At 72.6% G+C, this 17,619-nt stretch carries 15 protein-coding genes and 2 pseudogenes; 7 read left to right on the forward strand and 10 right to left on the reverse strand.

The window, feature by feature from the left end:
- Nucleotides 1-77: 77 nt before the first annotated feature.
- From HUT06_RS20770 to HUT06_RS20795, 6 genes are all read right to left on the reverse strand, one after another.
- A complete protein-coding gene (locus HUT06_RS20770; RefSeq protein WP_176197258.1) occupies nt 78-1,073 on the reverse strand; it encodes a hypothetical protein in 996 nt (331 codons plus the stop codon).
- Nucleotides 1,074-1,712: 639 nt separating this feature from the next.
- Nucleotides 1,713-2,969, reverse strand: a complete 1,257-nt coding sequence (locus HUT06_RS20775) for a cation:proton antiporter (RefSeq protein ID WP_176197259.1) — start codon at nt 2,967-2,969, stop codon at nt 1,713-1,715.
- A gap of 6 nt (nt 2,970-2,975) precedes the next feature.
- A complete protein-coding gene (locus HUT06_RS20780; protein ID WP_176197260.1) occupies nt 2,976-3,458 on the reverse strand; it encodes a cation:proton antiporter regulatory subunit in 483 nt (160 codons plus the stop codon).
- Nucleotides 3,459-3,585: 127 nt separating this feature from the next.
- Complete coding sequence (locus HUT06_RS20785; protein WP_176197261.1) at nt 3,586-4,821, reverse strand: isochorismate synthase MenF; 1,236 nt, start codon at nt 4,819-4,821, stop codon at nt 3,586-3,588.
- Nucleotides 4,822-5,012: 191 nt separating this feature from the next.
- Nucleotides 5,013-5,600, reverse strand: a complete 588-nt coding sequence (locus HUT06_RS20790; protein WP_176197262.1) for a biotin transporter BioY — start codon at nt 5,598-5,600, stop codon at nt 5,013-5,015.
- A 69-nt stretch (nt 5,601-5,669) separates the two neighbouring features.
- Nucleotides 5,670-6,362: a spermidine synthase gene (locus tag HUT06_RS20795; protein ID WP_176197263.1), complete on the reverse strand. Its 693-nt coding sequence runs from the start codon at nt 6,360-6,362 to the stop codon at nt 5,670-5,672.
- Nucleotides 6,363-6,460: 98 nt separating this feature from the next.
- Between HUT06_RS20795 and HUT06_RS20800 the strand changes: the two genes are divergently transcribed.
- Both HUT06_RS20800 and HUT06_RS20805 read left to right on the forward strand, forming a co-directional pair.
- Nucleotides 6,461-7,261, forward strand: coding sequence for an SDR family NAD(P)-dependent oxidoreductase (locus tag HUT06_RS20800; protein WP_176197264.1), 801 nt, complete (start codon nt 6,461-6,463; stop codon nt 7,259-7,261).
- A 48-nt stretch (nt 7,262-7,309) separates the two neighbouring features.
- Nucleotides 7,310-7,822 carry a GNAT family N-acetyltransferase gene (locus tag HUT06_RS20805; protein WP_217711363.1) on the forward strand — a complete coding sequence of 171 codons (513 nt, stop codon included), beginning with the start codon at nt 7,310-7,312 and terminating at the stop codon, nt 7,820-7,822.
- 129 nt (nt 7,823-7,951) lie between these two features.
- On the opposite strand, the gene HUT06_RS20810 is transcribed toward HUT06_RS20805, so the two are convergent.
- Nucleotides 7,952-8,362: a GDSL-type esterase/lipase family protein gene (locus tag HUT06_RS20810; protein ID WP_176197265.1), complete on the reverse strand. Its 411-nt coding sequence runs from the start codon at nt 8,360-8,362 to the stop codon at nt 7,952-7,954.
- 242 nt (nt 8,363-8,604) lie between these two features.
- Between HUT06_RS20810 and HUT06_RS44630 the strand changes: the two genes are divergently transcribed.
- Nucleotides 8,605-8,793: a hypothetical protein gene (locus HUT06_RS44630; RefSeq protein WP_254715298.1), complete on the forward strand. Its 189-nt coding sequence runs from the start codon at nt 8,605-8,607 to the stop codon at nt 8,791-8,793.
- 573 nt (nt 8,794-9,366) lie between these two features.
- On the opposite strand, the pseudogene HUT06_RS44635 reads toward HUT06_RS44630, so the two are convergent.
- Both HUT06_RS44635 and HUT06_RS20820 read right to left on the reverse strand, forming a co-directional pair.
- A pseudogene (locus tag HUT06_RS44635) lies at nt 9,367-9,630 on the reverse strand (oxidoreductase); the annotation flags it as partial.
- Between the two features lie 193 nt (nt 9,631-9,823).
- Nucleotides 9,824-11,035, reverse strand: a pseudogene (locus HUT06_RS20820) (DHA2 family efflux MFS transporter permease subunit); the annotation flags it as partial.
- A gap of 193 nt (nt 11,036-11,228) precedes the next feature.
- On the opposite strand from HUT06_RS20820, the gene HUT06_RS20825 reads away from it, so the two are divergent.
- Nucleotides 11,229-14,312, forward strand: a complete 3,084-nt coding sequence (locus HUT06_RS20825; RefSeq protein WP_176197266.1) for a Tn3 family transposase — start codon at nt 11,229-11,231, stop codon at nt 14,310-14,312.
- Between the two features lie 370 nt (nt 14,313-14,682).
- On the opposite strand, the gene HUT06_RS20830 is transcribed toward HUT06_RS20825, so the two are convergent.
- On the reverse strand, nt 14,683-15,525 hold the full coding sequence (locus HUT06_RS20830; protein WP_176197267.1) for an SDR family oxidoreductase: 843 nt from the start codon (nt 15,523-15,525) through the stop codon (nt 14,683-14,685).
- A gap of 64 nt (nt 15,526-15,589) precedes the next feature.
- Between HUT06_RS20830 and HUT06_RS20835 the strand changes: the two genes are divergently transcribed.
- From HUT06_RS20835 to HUT06_RS20845, 3 genes are all read left to right on the forward strand, one after another.
- Entirely contained in the window at nt 15,590-15,925 is a 336-nt protein-coding gene (locus HUT06_RS20835) for a helix-turn-helix domain-containing protein (protein WP_176197268.1), read from the forward strand.
- Between the two features lie 255 nt (nt 15,926-16,180).
- The gene (locus HUT06_RS20840; protein ID WP_176197269.1) at nt 16,181-16,771 is read left to right on the forward strand and encodes a recombinase family protein; all 591 of its coding nucleotides are present in this window, start codon (nt 16,181-16,183) and stop codon (nt 16,769-16,771) included.
- A gap of 214 nt (nt 16,772-16,985) precedes the next feature.
- Entirely contained in the window at nt 16,986-17,609 is a 624-nt protein-coding gene (locus tag HUT06_RS20845; RefSeq protein ID WP_176197270.1) for a TetR/AcrR family transcriptional regulator, read from the forward strand.
- Nucleotides 17,610-17,619: the final 10 nt, after the last annotated feature.

Consider the following 17,619-nt stretch of genomic DNA (forward strand, 5'->3'; position numbering starts at 1 on the left):
GCCGGGGTGGGGGGTGGCCGGGCACGAGGCGGTGTCGGCGCATCACGGCAACAACTGCGTCCCGCTGCTGGACAGCACTACCGCTCGCAGGGGTCGGCGCTGTTCACCCTGGTGGAACGGCCGGGCCCCGCCGGGTCGCCCTCGCCGCTGCCCTCCGGCGGGGCCGTCTGGGTGCGGCGCGCGTAGGCGAGGGCGGCGGCCGCCAGTCCCGCCCCCCACACCCAGTAGGCGGGGACGGCGACCCAGAAGAACGTCTCCGGCAGGGCCATGTCGCCGTCGGGTGGGAAGGGGTTGCGGCCGTGGAGCCTCTCCCAGAACATCTGGAGCAGCATCAGCCCGAAGTAGACGTTGATCCCCGCCGCGACGCCCACGGCGGGCCAGAGCACGAGCCTGCGGGGGACCGGTCGTCCCCGTAGGACCGGGATCCACAACGGCCAGATCCTTCCCCACCGGTGCGCGAGCGACAGCGGCAGCACCGTCCCCGCCAGTAGGAACGCGGCCTCGAACAGCAGTGCCGAGCCCGTGGCGAGGGGTGACTCGCCGAACCCGACCACGGCCTGGGCGGCGATGCGGACGACGCATCCCGCCACCGAGACGTACGCGGCGGCATAAGCCCACAGGGGTGTCCGCGTGTAGGCGACCGGCGCGCGCCGGCCCTTCCGCCGCTGGTAGGCCAGCGTCAACAAGCCGAGGAGTACTCCGCCGCCCGCGCACGCCGCGCGGCTCAGCGCGCCCAGCGGATAGAACTCGATCCCGAGCCCTGGGAAGACCGCGCCGATCACGTCGAGCAGCAGCAGCGCCGACGAGGCGACCAGCGCGAGGCTCGCCGCCCAAGCTGTGCCGAGCAGCAGCCGGCGCGGCGTTCCGTCCAGGTCGGTGTGGAGCAGAACGAACCCGGCGGCGGCCGCGACGGCGCAGAGCACGGCCGCGCCCCAGCCGGTGAAGGCCACCAGGTCGCTTTCCACGGGGGACAGCCCGCTGGGCGTCCCGGTCGCGGCCCAGTACACGCGCAGCGCCAAGTAGGCCGAGATCCACAGGGGCGCCACCGACGGTGCCCGTCTCGTGATCGTCATGCCACAAGCCTCACGCCACGGACGTTCCCCGCGCCTCCCCCGGTGGGTTCACCCGCCTCCCTCTCGGGAATGAGTGTCGTCGGCTCCGAGGCCGGCAGCAGTCCGCTCGACACCGAGGCCGTCGCCAGGACCAGGCTGGAGCGGTGCTCCAACCCGGACGTCTCAGAACACACGAACCATGGCGAGCCGTGGTTGAGGAGATCGACAACCGTCCTGGAAGCCTGAGTAACCGCAGCTCGGGCGTATATCCGTTGGATGTTCGCTGTTTGCTACGGGGCCCCGGGAGAAGTAGCCCCCTCCGTGTCACCCACCCCCGCTTGTTCGCGCAGGCTCCGCCAGGTGTACGCCACCCGCGTCACAGCAGCCGAGCCCTTACATCCGCTCATTTGGGGCGCGTTGGCGCGTTTCCAGCCGCGCACGAACACGTTCAGCCCGGAGGAGTCGCAAGTGCTCAGCCCGGACAGATGGAGCGCGATCCGTGGCGGCGGGTCCGCCCACGCCGCGCGGGCGGACCCGTGCCCCTCCAGGGTGAGGAACTTCAAGCCGATGCCCGATGCCCTGGATTGCCGGAGGGTGGAGGCGCGGGTGTAGCCGATCCGCGCGTGCCCGGCCGGTACGGCCGCGGCCGGTGGGGGCGGGTCAGGTGATGGTGGGTGTGGGGCCGGTGTCGCCGGTGCCGGTGGGGCTGGGTCGGGGGATGATCGGGACGTCGTCGTCGGTCTGGGGGGCGCGGCGGCGTGCGCGGCGGGTGCGCAGGAGCGCGGCGGCGGGTTCGGTGCCGCGGGCGATGATGGGGCCGGCGACGGCGAGGATGAGGACGTAGGCGGCGGCGAGGGGGCCGAGGCGGGGGTTGGTTCCGGCGCTGACGGCGAGGCCGGCGATGACGATGTTGAACTCGCCGCGGGGGATGAGGGCGGCGCCGGCGCGCAGGCGTCCGGTGGTGGCGATGCCGGCGCGGCGGGCGGCGATCCAGCCGGTGCCCATCTTGGTGAGGATGCCGGCGGCGGCGAGGAGTGCGGCGATGCCGAGGACGGGGGGCAGGTCGCCGGGGTCGGTGTGGAGGCCGAAGAAGACGAAGAAGACGGCGGCGAAGAGGTCGCGGAGGGGGGTGAGGAGTTTCTGGGCGGTGTGGGCGAGGGTGCCGGACAGGGCGATGCCGACGAGGAAGGCGCCGACGGCGGCGGAGACCTGGAGTTGCTGGGCGATGCCGGCGACCAGGAGGGTGAGGCCGAGGACTTTGAGGAGGAGGACTTCTTCGCTGGGGGAGGCGACGAAGCGTTCGACGAGGGTGCCGTGGCGGAGGGCGATGTAGAGGATGACGGTGATGGTGGCGGCGGCGACGCCGAGGGCGGTGGCGCCGCCGATGAGGCCGGCTCCGGCGAGGAGGGTGGTGAGGATGGGGAGGTAGGCGGCCATGGCGAGGTCCTCGAAGACGAGGACGGACAGGACGGCGGGGGTTTCGCGGTTGCCGAGCCAGCCGAGGTCGCCGATGACTTTGGCGGTGATGCCGGAGGAGGTGACGTAGGTGATGCCGCCCATGGCGACGGCGGCGACGGGGCCCCAGCCGAGGAGGAGGGCGGCGGCGACGCCGGGGGCGGCGTTGAGGGCGAGGTCGGCGAGGCCGGTGGGTGCGGAGGTGCGCAGGGTGCCGACGAGTTCGCCGGCGGTGTATTCGAGGCCGAGGGTGAACAGCAGCAGGATGACGCCGACTTCGGCGCCGATGGAGACGAAGTCCTCGCTGGTGGTGAGGGGGAGGATGCCGCCGGAGCCGAAGGCGAGGCCGGCGATGAGGTAGAGGGGGATGGGGGAGATGGAGAAGCGGACGGAGACCGCGCCGAGGAGTCCGAGGGCGAGGATGATGGCGCCGAGTTCGATGAGCTGTACGGCTGAGTGCATGCGCGGTCAGCCGTGGGCGAGTATCTGGGCGACGGCGTTGGTGCCTTCTCCGGTGCCTACGACGACGACGGTGTCGCCGGCGGTGAAGGTGAAGTCGGGGCGGGGGCTGGCGTGGACTTGTCCGTCGCGGACGACGGCGACGATGGAGGCGCCGGTGCGGGTGCGGGCGCGGGTGTCGGCGAGGGGGCGTCCGTCGTAGGGGGAGCCTGCGGGGATGGGGACTTGTTCGGTGATGAGTCCTTCGACCTGGCGGTGGAGTTCGGCGAGGTGTTCGACGATGCGGCCGGTGCCGAGGAGTTCGGCGATGGCGTTGGCCTCCTCGGCGGTGAGGGCGACGGTGGCGATGCAGCTGTCGGGGTCTTCTTTGTCGTAGATGACCAGGTCGCGGCGGCCGGTGCGGTGGGAGATGACGCCGAGTTGGCGGCCGCGGCCGGTGGTCATGATGTGCTGCAGGCCGATGCCGGGCAAAGCGGTCCGTTCGACGTCCACGGTGCTTCGTCCTCCGTCTCCGTGTGCTGGGGTCGTTGATGACCGTACCGGTGGCGGTGGGGTGCGTGGTCGCTGGGTGCGGGTCGTTGCCGCAGCGTGTGGGGGGGTGGGGGGACGGCGGGGTGGGTCAGCCGTGGAGGGCGTAGCGCATGGGGCGGAATTTGGCGTGTGCTTCGGCGAGTTCGGCGGCGGGGTCGGAGTCGGCGACGATGCCGCAGCCGGCGAACAGGCGGGCGCGGGTGCCGTCGATCTCGGCGCAGCGCAGGGCGATGCCCCATTCGCCGTCGCCGCGGGCGTCGACCCAGCCGACGGGGCCGGCGTAGCGGCCGCGGTCCATGCCTTCGAGTTCGCGGATGAGGTCGAGGGCGGTGTCGGTGGGGGTGCCGCAGACGGCGGGGGTGGGGTGGAGGGCGGCGACGACGTCGAGGACGGAGCGGTCGGCGGCCAGGCGTCCGCGGATGGGGGAGGCCAGGTGCATGACGTTGGGGAGGGTGAGGAGTTCGGGCTGGTGGGGGACGGTGAGGTGGGAGCAGAGGGGGGTGAGGGCGTCGCGGACCATGTCGGCGGCGTAGCGGTGTTCTTCGCGGTCCTTGGCGGAGCCGGCGAGGCGGTCGGCGCGGGCGTGGTCGTCGGCGGGGGTGTCGCCGCGGGGGGTGGTGCCGGCGAGGACGAGGGATTCGATGTCGTCGCCGGTGCGGCGGATGAGGAGTTCGGGGGTGGCGCCGACGAGGCCGGCGCAGGAGAAGGTGTAGCAGGCGGGGAAGCGGTCGGCGAGGCGCTGGAGGAGGACGCGGGCGTCGATGGGGGCGGCGGCGCGGGCGGTGATGTCGCGGGCGAGGACGACTTTGCCGAGGTGGCCGGCGCGGATGCGGTCGACGGCGGCGGCGACGGCGTCCTTCCAGTGGTGTTCGGGGAGGGCGCCTTGGTTCCAGGTGAGGCCGGTGGGGGGTTGGGGCGGGTTGGCGAGGGTGAGGGGGTCGGCGGTGTCGCCGATGGTGGTGAGCCAGGCTCGGCCGTCGCGGCGGCCGAGGACGCGGCGGGGGATGGTGAGGGTGGAGTCGCCGGATTTGGGGTCGAAGCCGAAGGAGCCGAAGGCGACGGGGCCGGTGCCGGGGAGGGCGACGGGGTCGTCGATGTCGGCGGCGTCGAAGAGGTCGTGGAGGTGGCGGGCGGCGGTGGTGAAGCGGTCGCCGCCGCCGGGGAGGGTGAGGCGGGCGGCTTCGCCCCAGCCGACGATGCCCTGGCCGTGGCGTATCCAGGCGAGCGCGGAGGGGTGCGGAAGCCGCGCGATGAGGTCGCCCGGGTCGGGGATCGGGACGGTGCGGACGGTGAGTCGGTCCGGTGCTGTCACGGCGAGCTTCACGTGGCCACTGTACGACAGATTTGAACCTGTTCAAACGGTGGGGGCGGGGGTGGGTGATGATGTGCGCCACACCGGCCGGGCGCGGGGTCTGGGGGTTGGGTGCCCGTTCGTCCCGTCCCCATGCGTGCGGGGACGGGACGAACGCGGCGGCCCGCGTGCGGAGCCCGCGTGGGGGGCGGGTCAGCGGCGGGTCAGCGGCGGGCGGCGCCGGTGAGCTTCCAGGCGGCGGGCAGGAGCCCGGCGGCCAGCAGGACCTTCAGCGCGTCGCCGGCCAGGAAGGGCGTGACGCCGAGGTCGAGTGCCGTGGCGAGGTCGACGTGCAGGTAGGCCATCAGGTAGGGGACGCCGGCGGCGTACATGATGGCGGTTCCGGCGAGCATGGTCGCGACGGTGCGCAGCGGGGTGCGGTCGCCGCCGCGGCGGGCGAGGTGTCCGACGGCGGCGCCGGCGACGATGAAGCCGAGGATGTAGCCGAAGCTGGCGAATCCGGCTCCGGAGGCGCCGTCGGTGAACCAGGGGACGCCGGCGAGGCCGGCGAGCAGGTAGACGAGCATGCCGAGGGCGGCGCGGCCGGGGCCGAGGGCGGCGCCGGCGAGGAGCACCGCGAAGGTCTGCCCGGTGACGGGGACGGGGGTGCCGGGCAGCGGTACCGCGATCTGCGCGGCGATGCCGGTGATGACGGCGGCGCCGAGGACGAGGGCGGTGTCGCGGGCCAGGGCACCGGGCAGCAGGTCGCCCAGGACGGCGGGGCGCCGCTGGGCTGCGTGGGCAGTAGCCACAGATCCTCCCAAAAAGGTTTTGTCAGGCCGAAACCTAGCGAATGGTCTTTCCGGGGCGAACAGCGCGGGCTACAGAAACGGGCGGTCCGGTTTTGTCGGGTGTGCCGCCAGGTACACGACGTCGGGTTCGCCGCGCGGCACCGGCACCGCTCTGGCCTGCACGCGGGCGAACCGCCGGCGCAGCTGCGCCTCGAACGCGGGTGCGACGCCGGCGCTCCACACCGCCAGGACGCCGCGCGGGGTGAGCATGCGGGCGAGCAGGTCCAGGCCGGTGGGGGCGTAGAGGCGGGCGTTGCCGGGGGTGACGGTCCAGTCGGGGCCGTTGTCGATGTCCAGGCACAGGGCGTCGAAGCGGCCGGCGGCGGGGTCGGCGACGACGTCGAGGAGGTCGGCCTCGCGGACGGTGACGCGGGGGTCGGTGAGCGCGCCGCCGGACCAGGGCCGCAGCGCGGTGCCGTGCCAGGCGATGACGGCGGGTTCGCGTTCGACGACGGTGACGTGCGCGACGGCGGGCAGGGTGAGGGCCTCGGCGAGGGAGAACCCGACGCCGAGCCCGCCGATGAGCAGCCGCACGGGCGCGTCGAGGCCGTCCACGGCGGTGCGGACCAGGAGCCGCTCGGACTCGCCGTTGCGGGTGTCCATGAGGAACACGCCGTTGCTGATGATCTCGTAGTGGTCGCCGGCGCGGCGCAGGACCAGTTCGCCGCCGGCCCCGGCGGCGCGCTCGACCACCACCGGCTGTGCGGACGCGGCGGTTTCCATGCCCGCACCCTAGCCGCCCCGCCCCCGGCCGGGTGCGGCCAGGCGGGGCCGGGGCCGGGGGTGGGCGGGACGGGGCGGTGTGGGCTACGGTGCCGGGCATGCCCGAGCCTGCTTCGCCCGGCGGCCTGCTGCCGGGGCGCCGGATCCTGGTCGTCGGCGCGGGGACGCGGCCCAGCGCCGATCCCGCCGCGCCGGTCGGCAACGGCCGCGCGATCGCGGTGGCCGCTGCCCGCGAGGGCGCGGCGGTGGCGTGCGCGGACGTCGACGAGGGCGCCGCGGGGGAGACCGCGGCGATGATCGCGGCCGGGGGCGGGACGGCGTGCACGGTGGTCGCCGACGTCACCGATCCCGCCTCGTGCGACCGGGTGGTCACGCAGGCGGCCGAGGGGCTCGGCGGGCTGGACGGGGTGGTGTTCAACGCCGGGATCGGGACCGGGTACGGGCTGGCGGGCACGGCGCTGGCCGACTGGGACCGGGTCCTGCACGTGAACCTGCGGGCGCCGTTCCTGGTGGGCAAGGCCGCGATGCCGGCGCTGGAGGCGGGCGGGTCGCTGGTGTTCATCGGGTCGCTGGCGGGGACCAAGCCGGGGTCGCGGTCGCCGTCCTATGACGCGTCCAAGGCGGGGCTGACGGGGCTGGTGCGGCACATCGCCGCCGAGGGCGCGCCGCGCGGGGTCCGCGCGAACGTGGTGGCGCCGGGCCTGATCGACACGGTGATGGGCCGGGACGCCGCGGCCGGGAACGCCGACCGGGACCGGGTCGCGCGGCTGATCCCGATGCACCGGCAGGGGACGGCGTGGGAGGTCGCGGAGGTGGCGGTGTTCCTGCTGTCGGACCGGGCGTCCTATGTGACCGGGCAGGTCGTCCACGTCGACGGGGGCCTGTCCACGCTGCGGTAGGGGGAGACCGGGTGGCGGCGGCCCGGTGGCCGTCCTAGCGTGGCGGTCGTGGACGATCTCGTGTTGCGGCCGGTGGCCGAGGGCGACCTGGCGTTCGTGGAGCGGCTGCGGACCGATCCGGAGCTGGCGGGGCCGTTCCTGTGGGAGGGGTGGTCGGATCCGCGGCGGTTCCGGCGCCGCTGGGAGTCCGACGGCATGCTGGGCGAGGAGAACGGCAACCTGCTGGTGGTGCGCGGCGGCGGGCCGGTCGGGCTGGTGTCGTACCGGCGCGTGGCGGCATTTCGGACGTGGTGCTGGAGCATCGGGATCTCGCTGATGCCGCAGGCGCGGGGGAGCGGCGCGGGGACGCGCGCGCAGCGGCTGCTGGTGGAGTACCTGTTCGCGCACACCCCCGTCCACCGGATCCAGGCCGAGACCGATGCCGCCAACATCGCCGAGCAGCGCGCCCTGGAGAAGGCGGGGTTCACGCGGGAGGGCGTGATGCGCGGCTATTCGTTCCTGGGCGGCCGGTACCGCGACGAGGTGCTGTACAGCGTCCTGCGGACCGACCCGCCGCCCTGACCCGCGGCGGCGGGAGCAGCCGCCCGCCGGCGCGCTGGACGGCTGCTCCCGCGTCGTGTCCGCCGTGGCCCGCTCACACCCCTGGGCTGAGGAACACCTGTGCGATGGCGGCGCCGGCCGGGTCGGTGGTCAGGCCGGGAGCGCGTCGGCGACCGTGTCGGCGATGGCTTGGGCTCCGGCGTCGTTGGGGTGGATGTGGTCGCCGCTGTCATAGCCGGGGTGCAGGGCGGCGGGTGCGGTGGGATCGCGGAGTGCCCGGTCGAGGTCGGCGACCGCGTCGTAGGCGTCGTTGGTGCGGATCCACTGGTTGAGGCGCCGGCGTGTGCTCTGGGCTTCGGGGGTGTCGAACCCGGGGCCGGCCGCGGCGGCGCCGGCGAACGGGGTGACGGTCGCGATGACCGGCCTGATCCCGTGTCGGCGGGCGCGGGCGGCGAGTGCGGACAGCCCGGCGATGATGTCGGCGGCCGGGAGCGGGGGCTGGTCCAGCATGCCGGGCAGGCCGATGTCGTTGAGGCCGAGTTGGACGACGACGTGGGTCACCCCTGGGGCGGTGGGCGCCGGGCGTGGTACCGACCCCGTCGGTGAGGGAGTCGCCGAAGGCGGCCACCACCGGCCGGCCGGCCGGGCCGAGGACATCGATGCCGGTGAGCAGGAAGCGGGACTCCACCGGCTCGGGCTCGGGCAGGTCGGGGCGGGAGACGGCCTCGCCCGGGCTGAGGTAGCCGGTCTGCAGGGCGAACGGGTGGTAGTCGGCCGGTCCGGTGGCGGTGTGGTAGCTGCTGATGACCAGGTCGGTGCCGGGTGTCGTGGCGAGGTCGACCGGGTCGCTGATCGCTTCCCCGCAGGGCGGGATCGTCACCTGGTGCGCGCCGCCGAAGGTGACCGCGGTGTCGGTGCCGGGCACGATCGCCGCCGCGGTGCGGTGTGCCGCCACCCGGATGCGGGCGATGGCGAGCGGTTCCTTGCCGTAGAGGTTGCCGAGCCGGATCCGCAGCCGGGTTCCCGCGCCGCTGAGGCGGACGACCTGGCGGAGGGTCTGGTCGTGGAAGCCGCGCGGCGGGTGGATGAGGGTCATCGGTTCGTGGGGGCTGACGGGGGCGGCGGAACGCGGCCGTCCATCGGGAGGTCACGGGGTCAGTTCTCCAGTCGGTGCAGCAGGCGGCGGGTGAGGTCGTCGAGGCGGCGGGCGGGGCGTCGATCCGGGCGGCGATCGGCTTGACGCCGTCCCGGACGGGGCGGCCGCTGCGTTTGAGGGCGGCGACGTGGGCGGCGGTGGCCGCGTCGTACTGGCCGGCGAAGCTCGTCGCGACCGGGCCGGGGTTGATGAGCACGTACCGGGTGCGCGTGCCGGCGTGGCGGGCGGCGTAGGCGACGCCGAGCAGGTCGTTGGCCCGGCCGGCCTGCATCTGCGCGGCGACGCCGTCGTAGCCGTGTTCGAGCATGAGGTCGTCCCAGTGGAGGCGGCCCATCGGCACGCCGGGCCCGGACACGTTGACGATGACGCCGGGCTCGCCGAGGCCGTGGCTGAGCAGGAACCGGCTCAGGTACTCCAGCGCGAAGGTGCCCTCGACGCCCTCGGCGGTGACGAACCGGTCCGAGCGGAAGTAGCGGGCGCACAGCACCAGGGCGTCCACGGCCGGGTGCCGGGTGTTGATCCGCTCCAGGACCCGGAGGTTCTCGCCGACCAGGCTCAGGTCCGCCGCGATGAACTCGGCGCCGGGGAGGGCGGCGGCCTTGGCGGCGTCGCGGCCGACGACGATGACGGTGTCGCCGCGGTCCAGGCGGGTGCGGGCGAGCGCGCGGCCCATCCCGTCGGTGCCGCCGGTGATCACGATCGTCTTGGCGGAGGCGCGTGCGGGGTGGTTCACCGGGTCGTCCCTTCGGACATGGCGGGCGGCCGGGCAGCCGCGCGACGGCGGCCAGGATCACCGCGAGCACCCCGGCGGTGAGCCAGAAGACGCCGTGCACGCCGGTGACCGGGTCGGCGGAGGTCTGCAGGATGAGGGTGACCACGGCGACACCGAGCGCCGCGCCGAGCTGGTTGAGCATGTAGAGCACCGAACTGCCCTGGGCGACCATCGGGCCGGGCAGGCTGCGGTACAGCGACCCCATCGTGGGGGCGCTGAACAACCCCATCCCCACGCCGAGCGCGAGCGCGGTCAGGGCCGGCCACGCCTCGGCCGTGCCGGCGCCGACGCGGGTGAAGGCCAGCGCGCAGGCCAGGGCCAGCGCCGCGCCGCCGGCGGCCAGGCCGCGGGCGCCGAGCCGGTCCGAGAGCCGTCCGGCCAGCGGCATCGAGACCGCGCCGCCCAGCCCCACCGGCGCCATCAGCAGCGCGGCGGCCAGCACGCCGTGCCCGTGCGCCTGCCGGTAGTACAGCGGCAGGACGAACAGCGCGGCGAAGTTCGCCAGCCCGCCCAGTCCCATGATCGTCACGCTCGCGGTGAAGCCGCGGCTGGTGAACAGCCGCAGGTCGATCAGCGGCGGGACGCCCGCGGCCCGGCGCGCGTGCGCGGTGTAGCAGGCCAGCAGTGCCGCGCCGGCCGCCAGCGGGAGCAGTGCCTGCCAGGCGGCGAAGGCCGACTGCTCGGCCGCCTGCGACAGTGCCAGGACGATGGAGGCGAACCCGGGGGCGAGCAGCGCCAGGCCGAGCACGTCCAGCCGCGGGCGCGGTCCGCCGGCCGGGGGGTCGGCGGGCAGGACGCGCACCGCCAGCGCGAGGGCGGCCAGGCCGACGGGCACGCTGAGCAGGAACATCCAGCGCCAGGACAGGCCGTCGAGGACGGCGCCGCCGGCGATCGGGCCGAGTACCGGGCCGAGCGAGAGCACCACCCCCATCAGGCCCATCACGCGCCCGGCCCGCGCGGGGCCGGCGGCACGGGCCAGCAGGATCAGCACCAGCGGGTCCAGGAGCCCGGCGCCGACGCCCTGCAGCGCGCGGAAGGCGATCAGGCTGCCGATGTCCCAGGCCAGGCCCGCGGCCAGGGCGCCGGCCGCGAACACCGCCAGGCCCGCCAGCCACAGCCGCCGGCCGCCGAACCGGTCGACCGCCCACGTGGTGAACGGGATCGTCGCGGTGACCGCGAGCAGGAATCCGGTCGAGGCCCAGCCGACCGTGCTGAGCGAGGCGCCGAGCTCGGCGGCCAGGGTGTCGGTCGCCACCGCGGCCATCGAGCTGTTCAGGATGCCCAGCAGCCCGCCGAGCAGGACCACCCCGATCGTGGCCGGCAGCCGGGCGTCGGGGCTTGAGCAGCAACCAAACGGCCAGTCACGTTAAGGAGCCCGGCGGGCTCGTCTTGCCGTGACTGGCCGTTTCGATGCGGGCGGGGCTTCGAGGGACAGGGATGTTGTAACGGTTCGGTCGCTGTGGGTGAGCTACTGGTTGGTCGGTCCTACCTTGCGGCGTATGCCGGTGGTGGACTTTCTGACTGATGATGAGGCGGCCGCGTACGGGCGGTTCGTGGGGCCGCCGTCGCAGGCTGATCTGGAGCGGGTGTTCTTCCTCGATGACGAGGACCGGGCGCTGGTGGGGCGGCGGCGCGGCGAGCACATGAAGCTCGGGTTCGCGCTCCAGCTGGTGACGGTGCGGTGGCTGGGGACGTTCCTGGAAGATCCGCTGGACGTGCCCACGGTGGTGCTGGACTTCGTCGCTGAGCAGCTGGGGGTTAAGGACCCGTCGCAGGTGAAGCGGTACACCGAGCGGCGGACGACGCCGTTCGATCACCAGCAGGAGATCCGGCAGGTCTACCAGTGGAAGGACTTCGGCTCGGTCGAGCCGGAGTTCGTGGCGTGGGTGGCGGCCCGGTCGTGGACGTCCGGGGACGGCCCGAAGGCGATCTTCACTGACGGGGTGGGGTGGCTGCGGGAGCGCAAGGTGCTGCTGCCGGGCGTGACGACCCTGGCCCGGCTGGTCGCGAGCGTCCGGGACGACACGACGCAGCGGTTGTGGGGCGTGCTGGAGGGGTTGCTGACGGTCGGTCAGCGGTACGTCCTGGACCAGCTGCTGGAGGTGCCGCCCGGGGCGCGGGTGTCGGATCTGGAGCGGTGGCGCAAGGGCGTCGCGCCGCGGGCGTCCGGCCCGACGATCGTCAAGGCCTTGGACCAGGTGTCGGAGATCGGCGGCCTGGAGCTGGCCGAGCTGGGCGCCGAGGCGCTGGTGCCGCAGCGCCGGCTGGGTGAGCTGGCCAAGTACGGGATGCGCGCGGACGCTTCGGCGCTGCGGCGCCATGGCGACGGCCGGCGGCTGGCGACGCTGCTGGCCACGGTCCGGTTCCTGGAGGGCAAGTCGGTCGATGACTCCCTGGAGCTGCTGGATCTGTTGATGGCGACCGAGTTGGTGAACAAGGCACAGAACGCCTCCAACAAGGAGACGGTCCGCAAGCACCCGAAGCTGGCGAAGTCCGCGGCCCGGTTGGCGGTCGCTGTGGAGGCGCTGTTCGAGTCCGACGGGTGGGGCGGCGGTCCGGATTCCGAGCCCCGCGTGGCGGAGGTGTGGGAGGCGATCGAGGCGGTCATCTCCCGCGCCGAACCGCGCGCCGCTTTGGTGCTGGTGAACGACAGCGTGCCGCCGGCGGACGCCGCCGATCCCGACGACTGGCGCAGTGAGCTGGTCGGGCGCTACGCCACCGTGTCGGGGTTCTTGAAGGTGCTGGCCGAGGTGATCGAGTTCGGTGCGAACGTCGAGGGTGCGCCGGTGCTGGAGGCGATGAAGGCGCTGCCGGACGTGCTGGCCTACCGCAGCCGCCTGCCCGCCCCGCTGATCCCCGGGCGCCTGGTCGAGGTCGGGGTGGTGAACGGCCCGTGGAAGCGCCTGGTGTTCGGGCACCCGGTCCGCGACGACGGCTCGGTGAACCGGCACGCCTACGCCTTCTGCGTGCTGGAGCGATTCTGGCGCGCTTTGAAGCGCCGGGAGATCTACGCCGAGGCCTCCACCAAGTGGCGCAACCCCCAAGCCGAGCTGCTGGAAGGCCCGCCGTGGGAGGCGGTCCGGCCCGACGCGCTGACCGCGCTCAGCCTCCCCGCGGACCCTGATGCGCTGCTGGCCGAGCATTCGGCCACCCTGGACGCCGCTCTCATGGAGGTCGGTGGACGGCTGGTCGCCAACCCCGACGTCCGGGTCGACGGCGCAGGGAAGATCCACCTGACCGGGGTCAAAGCGATCGAGGAACCGCCGTCCCTGGTCGACCTGCGGGCCCGCACCACGGCGATGCTCCCGCGCGTGGAGCTGCCCGAAGTGATTCTCGAGGTCATGTCGTGGGTGCCGGAACTCGCCGAGGCGTTCACTGCGGTGTCCGGCGGCCGGTCGCGGCTGAAGGACCTGCCGATCTCGATCGCCGCCTGCCTAACGGCCCACTCGCTGAACGTCGGGTACCGGCCGATCGCGAAGAAGGGCGTGGAGGCCCTGGAACGATCGCGGCTGTCGCACGTCTACCAGAACTACTTCCGGCCCGAGACGTTGAGCTTGGCGAACGTGCCGCTGGTGGAGATGCAGGCGAATCTGCCGCTGGCACAAGCGTGGGGCGGTGGGCTGGTCGCCGCGGTCGACGGGATGCGGTTCGTCGTTCCGGTCCCGGCCGCGTTCGCCCGTCCCAACAGGAAGTTCTTCGGATCGAGACGCGGTATGACCTGGCTGAACGCCATGAACGACCGCGGCATGGGTCGCGGCGCGAAAGTCGTGTCGGGAACGATCCGGGACTCCCTGCACATGGTCGACGTCATCTTCGGCCTGGACGGCGGCGATCTCCCCGAGATCGTCGTTTCGGATACCGGGTCTTACAGTGACCTGGTCTTTGGGCTGCTGGAACTGCTGGGGATCTCCTACCGGCCCGCCCTGGCGGACCTGCCCGACCAGAAGGGCTGGCGGATCAACGCCTCCGCCGACTACGGGCCCTTGAACACCTTCGCCCGAGGCAAGATCGACCTACGCAAGATACGCCGGAACTGGGAGGACATCCTTCGGGTCGTCTCCTCGATCTACACCGGGACCGTGCGGGCCTACGACGTCGTCACCATGCTCCAGCGCGATGGCCACCCCACCGCCCTCGGCGAGGCCATCGCCTCCTACGGCCGGATCTTCAAGACCCTGCACATCCTCCAGTTCATCGACGTCGACGAGACCTACCGCCGCGACATCAAGGACATCCGCAACCTCCAGGAAAACCGGCACTCCCTCGCCCGCAAGATCTGCCACGGCAAGAAGGGTGAGCTCTACCACCGGTACGAACGCGGACTTGAAAACCAGCTCGGCGCGCTCGGCCTGGTCCTCAACTGCGCCACCCTCTGGACGACCGTCTACCTCGACGCCGCCGTCCGCCAGCTCAAAGCCCAGGGCTACCCCGTCCGGGACGAGGACATGGCCCGGCTCTCGCCGTTCGTCCACTCCCACCTCGGCGTCCACGGCACCTACACCTTCGCCCTGCCCGATCTGGCCCCCGGCGCCATCCGCGACCTGCGCGACCCAGATGGCGCCGAGGACGACGACGAGATCTGACCAGTGAAGGGATCGCCGCGGCCGAACCGAGGGCCGCTACCGCGGCCGGCCACCCGCACTCGCCGGAGACCAGCTTGAGGACGTGCGGGCGGCGTTCCGTGACGAGGGCGCCTCGATCGCCGGTCTGGCACGCGCGCACTGGCCGACCTGCTGCCCGACCCGAGGATCCCCCCTCAGTCCTGATCGAGAGATGGGCCACCCGCATCCGAACGGTGGACGGCGGTAACTCCGCCCGAACCGGCTCGCTATCGCCGTTGGCCCGTTCGGTTGTTGGTCAAGGGCCGGTTCTCGAACACTTGGCAGGCCGCCCTTGGAGTACGGCGCTCTGCCAAGTCCTGCCTGACTCGGCCGAGGCCGACGGTGGTTGTTGTCAGAGTCCGATGTCGGTTAGCCACTGCCCGGTGGTGCGGGGGGTGACGCCGAGCAGCTTCTGGGCGGAGTTCTCGGGCGCGATCGAGCGGTCCGGGAGCGTGCTCATGGCCGCGTAGGCCCCGGCCACGTCGGCGGCGGGGCCCTCGCCGATCAGGGGTGCGATGGAGCTGCGCATCTGCTCGGGGGTGATCTGCTCGAAGACCACGTTCTTGCCGAAGTGGGCGCCGAACGCCTCGGCTAGGTCCGGTCCGGTGATCGCCGGGTACTGCCCGACGGAGACCACGCCGGTGATGTCCGGGCGGTCGAGCAGGGCGACGACGGCGTCGGCGATGTCCAGGTGCGACGCCCAGGAGACGGCGAAGTCCGCGTGGATCGCGTAGGGCAGCACACCCCGCTCGCGGACCGCGTCGATGACGTAAGGCATGAGCAGGTTCTCCAGGTACAACGTAGGCTCGATCACCGCGTACGACACCCCGAGGTCCGCCAGGCCGCTGACCAGCATTGCGGCCGCGCCGCCGGTGTCGTGGTCGGTCGGGTAACCGCTAGTGGAGAACACCACGCGGGCCGGGCCAGCCTCGCGGACAGCGGCGACGATGTTGCGCGCGTAGGTCTGGCGGTCTTCTTCGGAGACCACCGGCAGGTGGACGAACACCCCGTCGGCGCCGCGGTATGCCTTGGTCAGTTCCTCCGTGGAGGAGTATCCGGCGGCCACCACGCGCGCGCCGTCCACGACGGCGTCCGGGTTGCGGGTCACAGCGGTCACGGGCTTGCCCGCGGCAGCGAGAGCGGCGACGACGGGGGCACCCTGGGCGCCGGTGGCGCCATGAATCACGTAGGTCATGACGCCATTAGTGCATACGATGCACCGGTTACATCAACTGCACTAATGGGGTAAAATCCAAAATGTGATTGATCCCGGTCTGCCCGAGTGCGGTGTCGCCCGATTCCTCACCCTCCTCAACGGCCCGTGGGCCACCCTGATCGTGCGCGAACTGCTGCACGGCCCCCACCGCTTCACCGAACTGCGTGAGGCGCTGCCCGGCATCAGCCCCCACACCCTGACCAGCAGGCTGCGCCAGTTCGAGCGGCACGGCATCGTCACCCGCACCACCTACGCGGAGATCCCGCCCCGCGTCGAATACGAACTCACCCCTCTCGGCGAGGGGCTGCGCGACGTCCTGGAGGCCATGGGGGCCTGGGCCATGGCGGTGCCGGATCACGAAGCCGACGTCACCGTCTGACATACGCCCCGCCGGGGGCGTGGGTCCGAACTCACCACGTCTCAGGCCGCGAGGCCGATCCGACCAGCCGTACTCCGCCAGCAGCGCACAAAATCCGGAGGAATCGCGTTCATCTAACGAACGTCTGACGAACGCGAACGGAAACCCGTCGGAACACGCCGCCGTACCCCGCCAAACCCTTCATCTGGCCGTTCATTTTCCGCTAGCGTTCAGCTACCTCTCACGGCACGTTTGATGAACGGAGGGCGCTCTTCGATGGCGCTCATCGGCCTGGTCCGGGTCAGCACTGACAAGCAGAACACCCAGCGGCAGCACGACGCCCTCGATCCCATCTGCTGGAAGGTCTTCGAGGAGAAGATCAGCGGCAAGCTCGCCACCGACGACCGGCCCGACCTGTTGAACGCGCTGTCCTACATCCGCGACGGCGACCTGCTGACCGTCCAAGAGGTCGACCGCCTCGGCCGTAACCTCCTGGAAGGCCTGATCGTCCTCAACGACCTGTTCCAGCGCGGCATCGGCGTCAAGGTACTGGAGGGCATCGCCGCCGGCGAGCACACCGAACGCTCCTTCATCCTCGACCTGGCCCTCGCCCTGGCCGAGGACCGCCGCCGCGACATCGTCCGCAAGACCAAGAACGGCCTGGAGACCGCCCGCAAGCAAGGCAAGGTCGGCGGCCGCCGGCCCGTCGTCGACGACGACAAACGCGCCGCGATCCTGGCCCGCCGCCGGCGCGGGGAATCCATCCGCACCATCGCCGCCGGGGTGAAGGTCTCCGTCGGCGTCGTCCACAAGACCCTCAAGCCCGCCGAGGGCAACCCCACCGACCAGCCCGGCCTCATCGACTGACCCCGGCCCCCAGCCACCCGCATCGAAACGGCCAGTCATGACGAGACGAGCCCGCCGGGCTCCTTAACGTGACTGGCCGTTTGGTTGCTGCTCAAGCCCCGCGTCCAGCCGGTCATCCACATCTGTTGAACTCATGGGTTCAAGTTAATGGTCTCATGAGTCCATGTTCAACCCTGGAGTCCATTGAGTTGAACCCGCGGGTACAATCAGGGTCATGGCGACGACACGCGGAGGCGGCGACCGGCGGCAGGCGATCCTCGAGGGCGCCTTCACCGTGTTCGCCCGCCGCGGCTACGCCCAGGCGTGCGTCAAGGAGGTGGCCGCCGAGGCCGGCGTGGCCAAGCCCACCGTCTACAACCACCTCAACGACAAGGCGACCCTGTTCCGGCACGCGATGCAGGCCGCGGCGCAGACCGCCCTGGACGAGCGGCTCGCCGCCCTCGACCCGCTCAAAGACCCCGGCGGCGACCTGCCCGCCACCCTCCGGGACGTCGCGCAGCGGCTCCTGCGGCTGCACACCGACGACCGCGCCTGCGCGCTGCGGCGCCTGCTCTACTCGGAGATCACCCACGTCCCCGACATCCTGGAGATCGTCACCGAGAGCGGCCCGCACCGCCTCACCCAGGCGCTCGCCGACCGGTTCGCCCGCCTCGCCCTCGCCGGCCGGCTCCGCGTCACCGACCCCGACCTGGCCGCCGAGCAGTTCCTCGCCCTGCTCACCGGCCCGCTGGAGGCCCGCACCCGGATGGGCACCCGCCCGATCGGCGACACCGCGCTCGACGACCTGGCCCGCACCGCCGTCGAGGCCTTCCTGTACCTCTCCGGCCCCGCCGGGTGACCGCCCCGCC

The organism is Actinomadura sp. NAK00032, from assembly GCF_013364275.1.
Classification (GTDB): domain Bacteria; phylum Actinomycetota; class Actinomycetes; order Streptosporangiales; family Streptosporangiaceae; genus Spirillospora.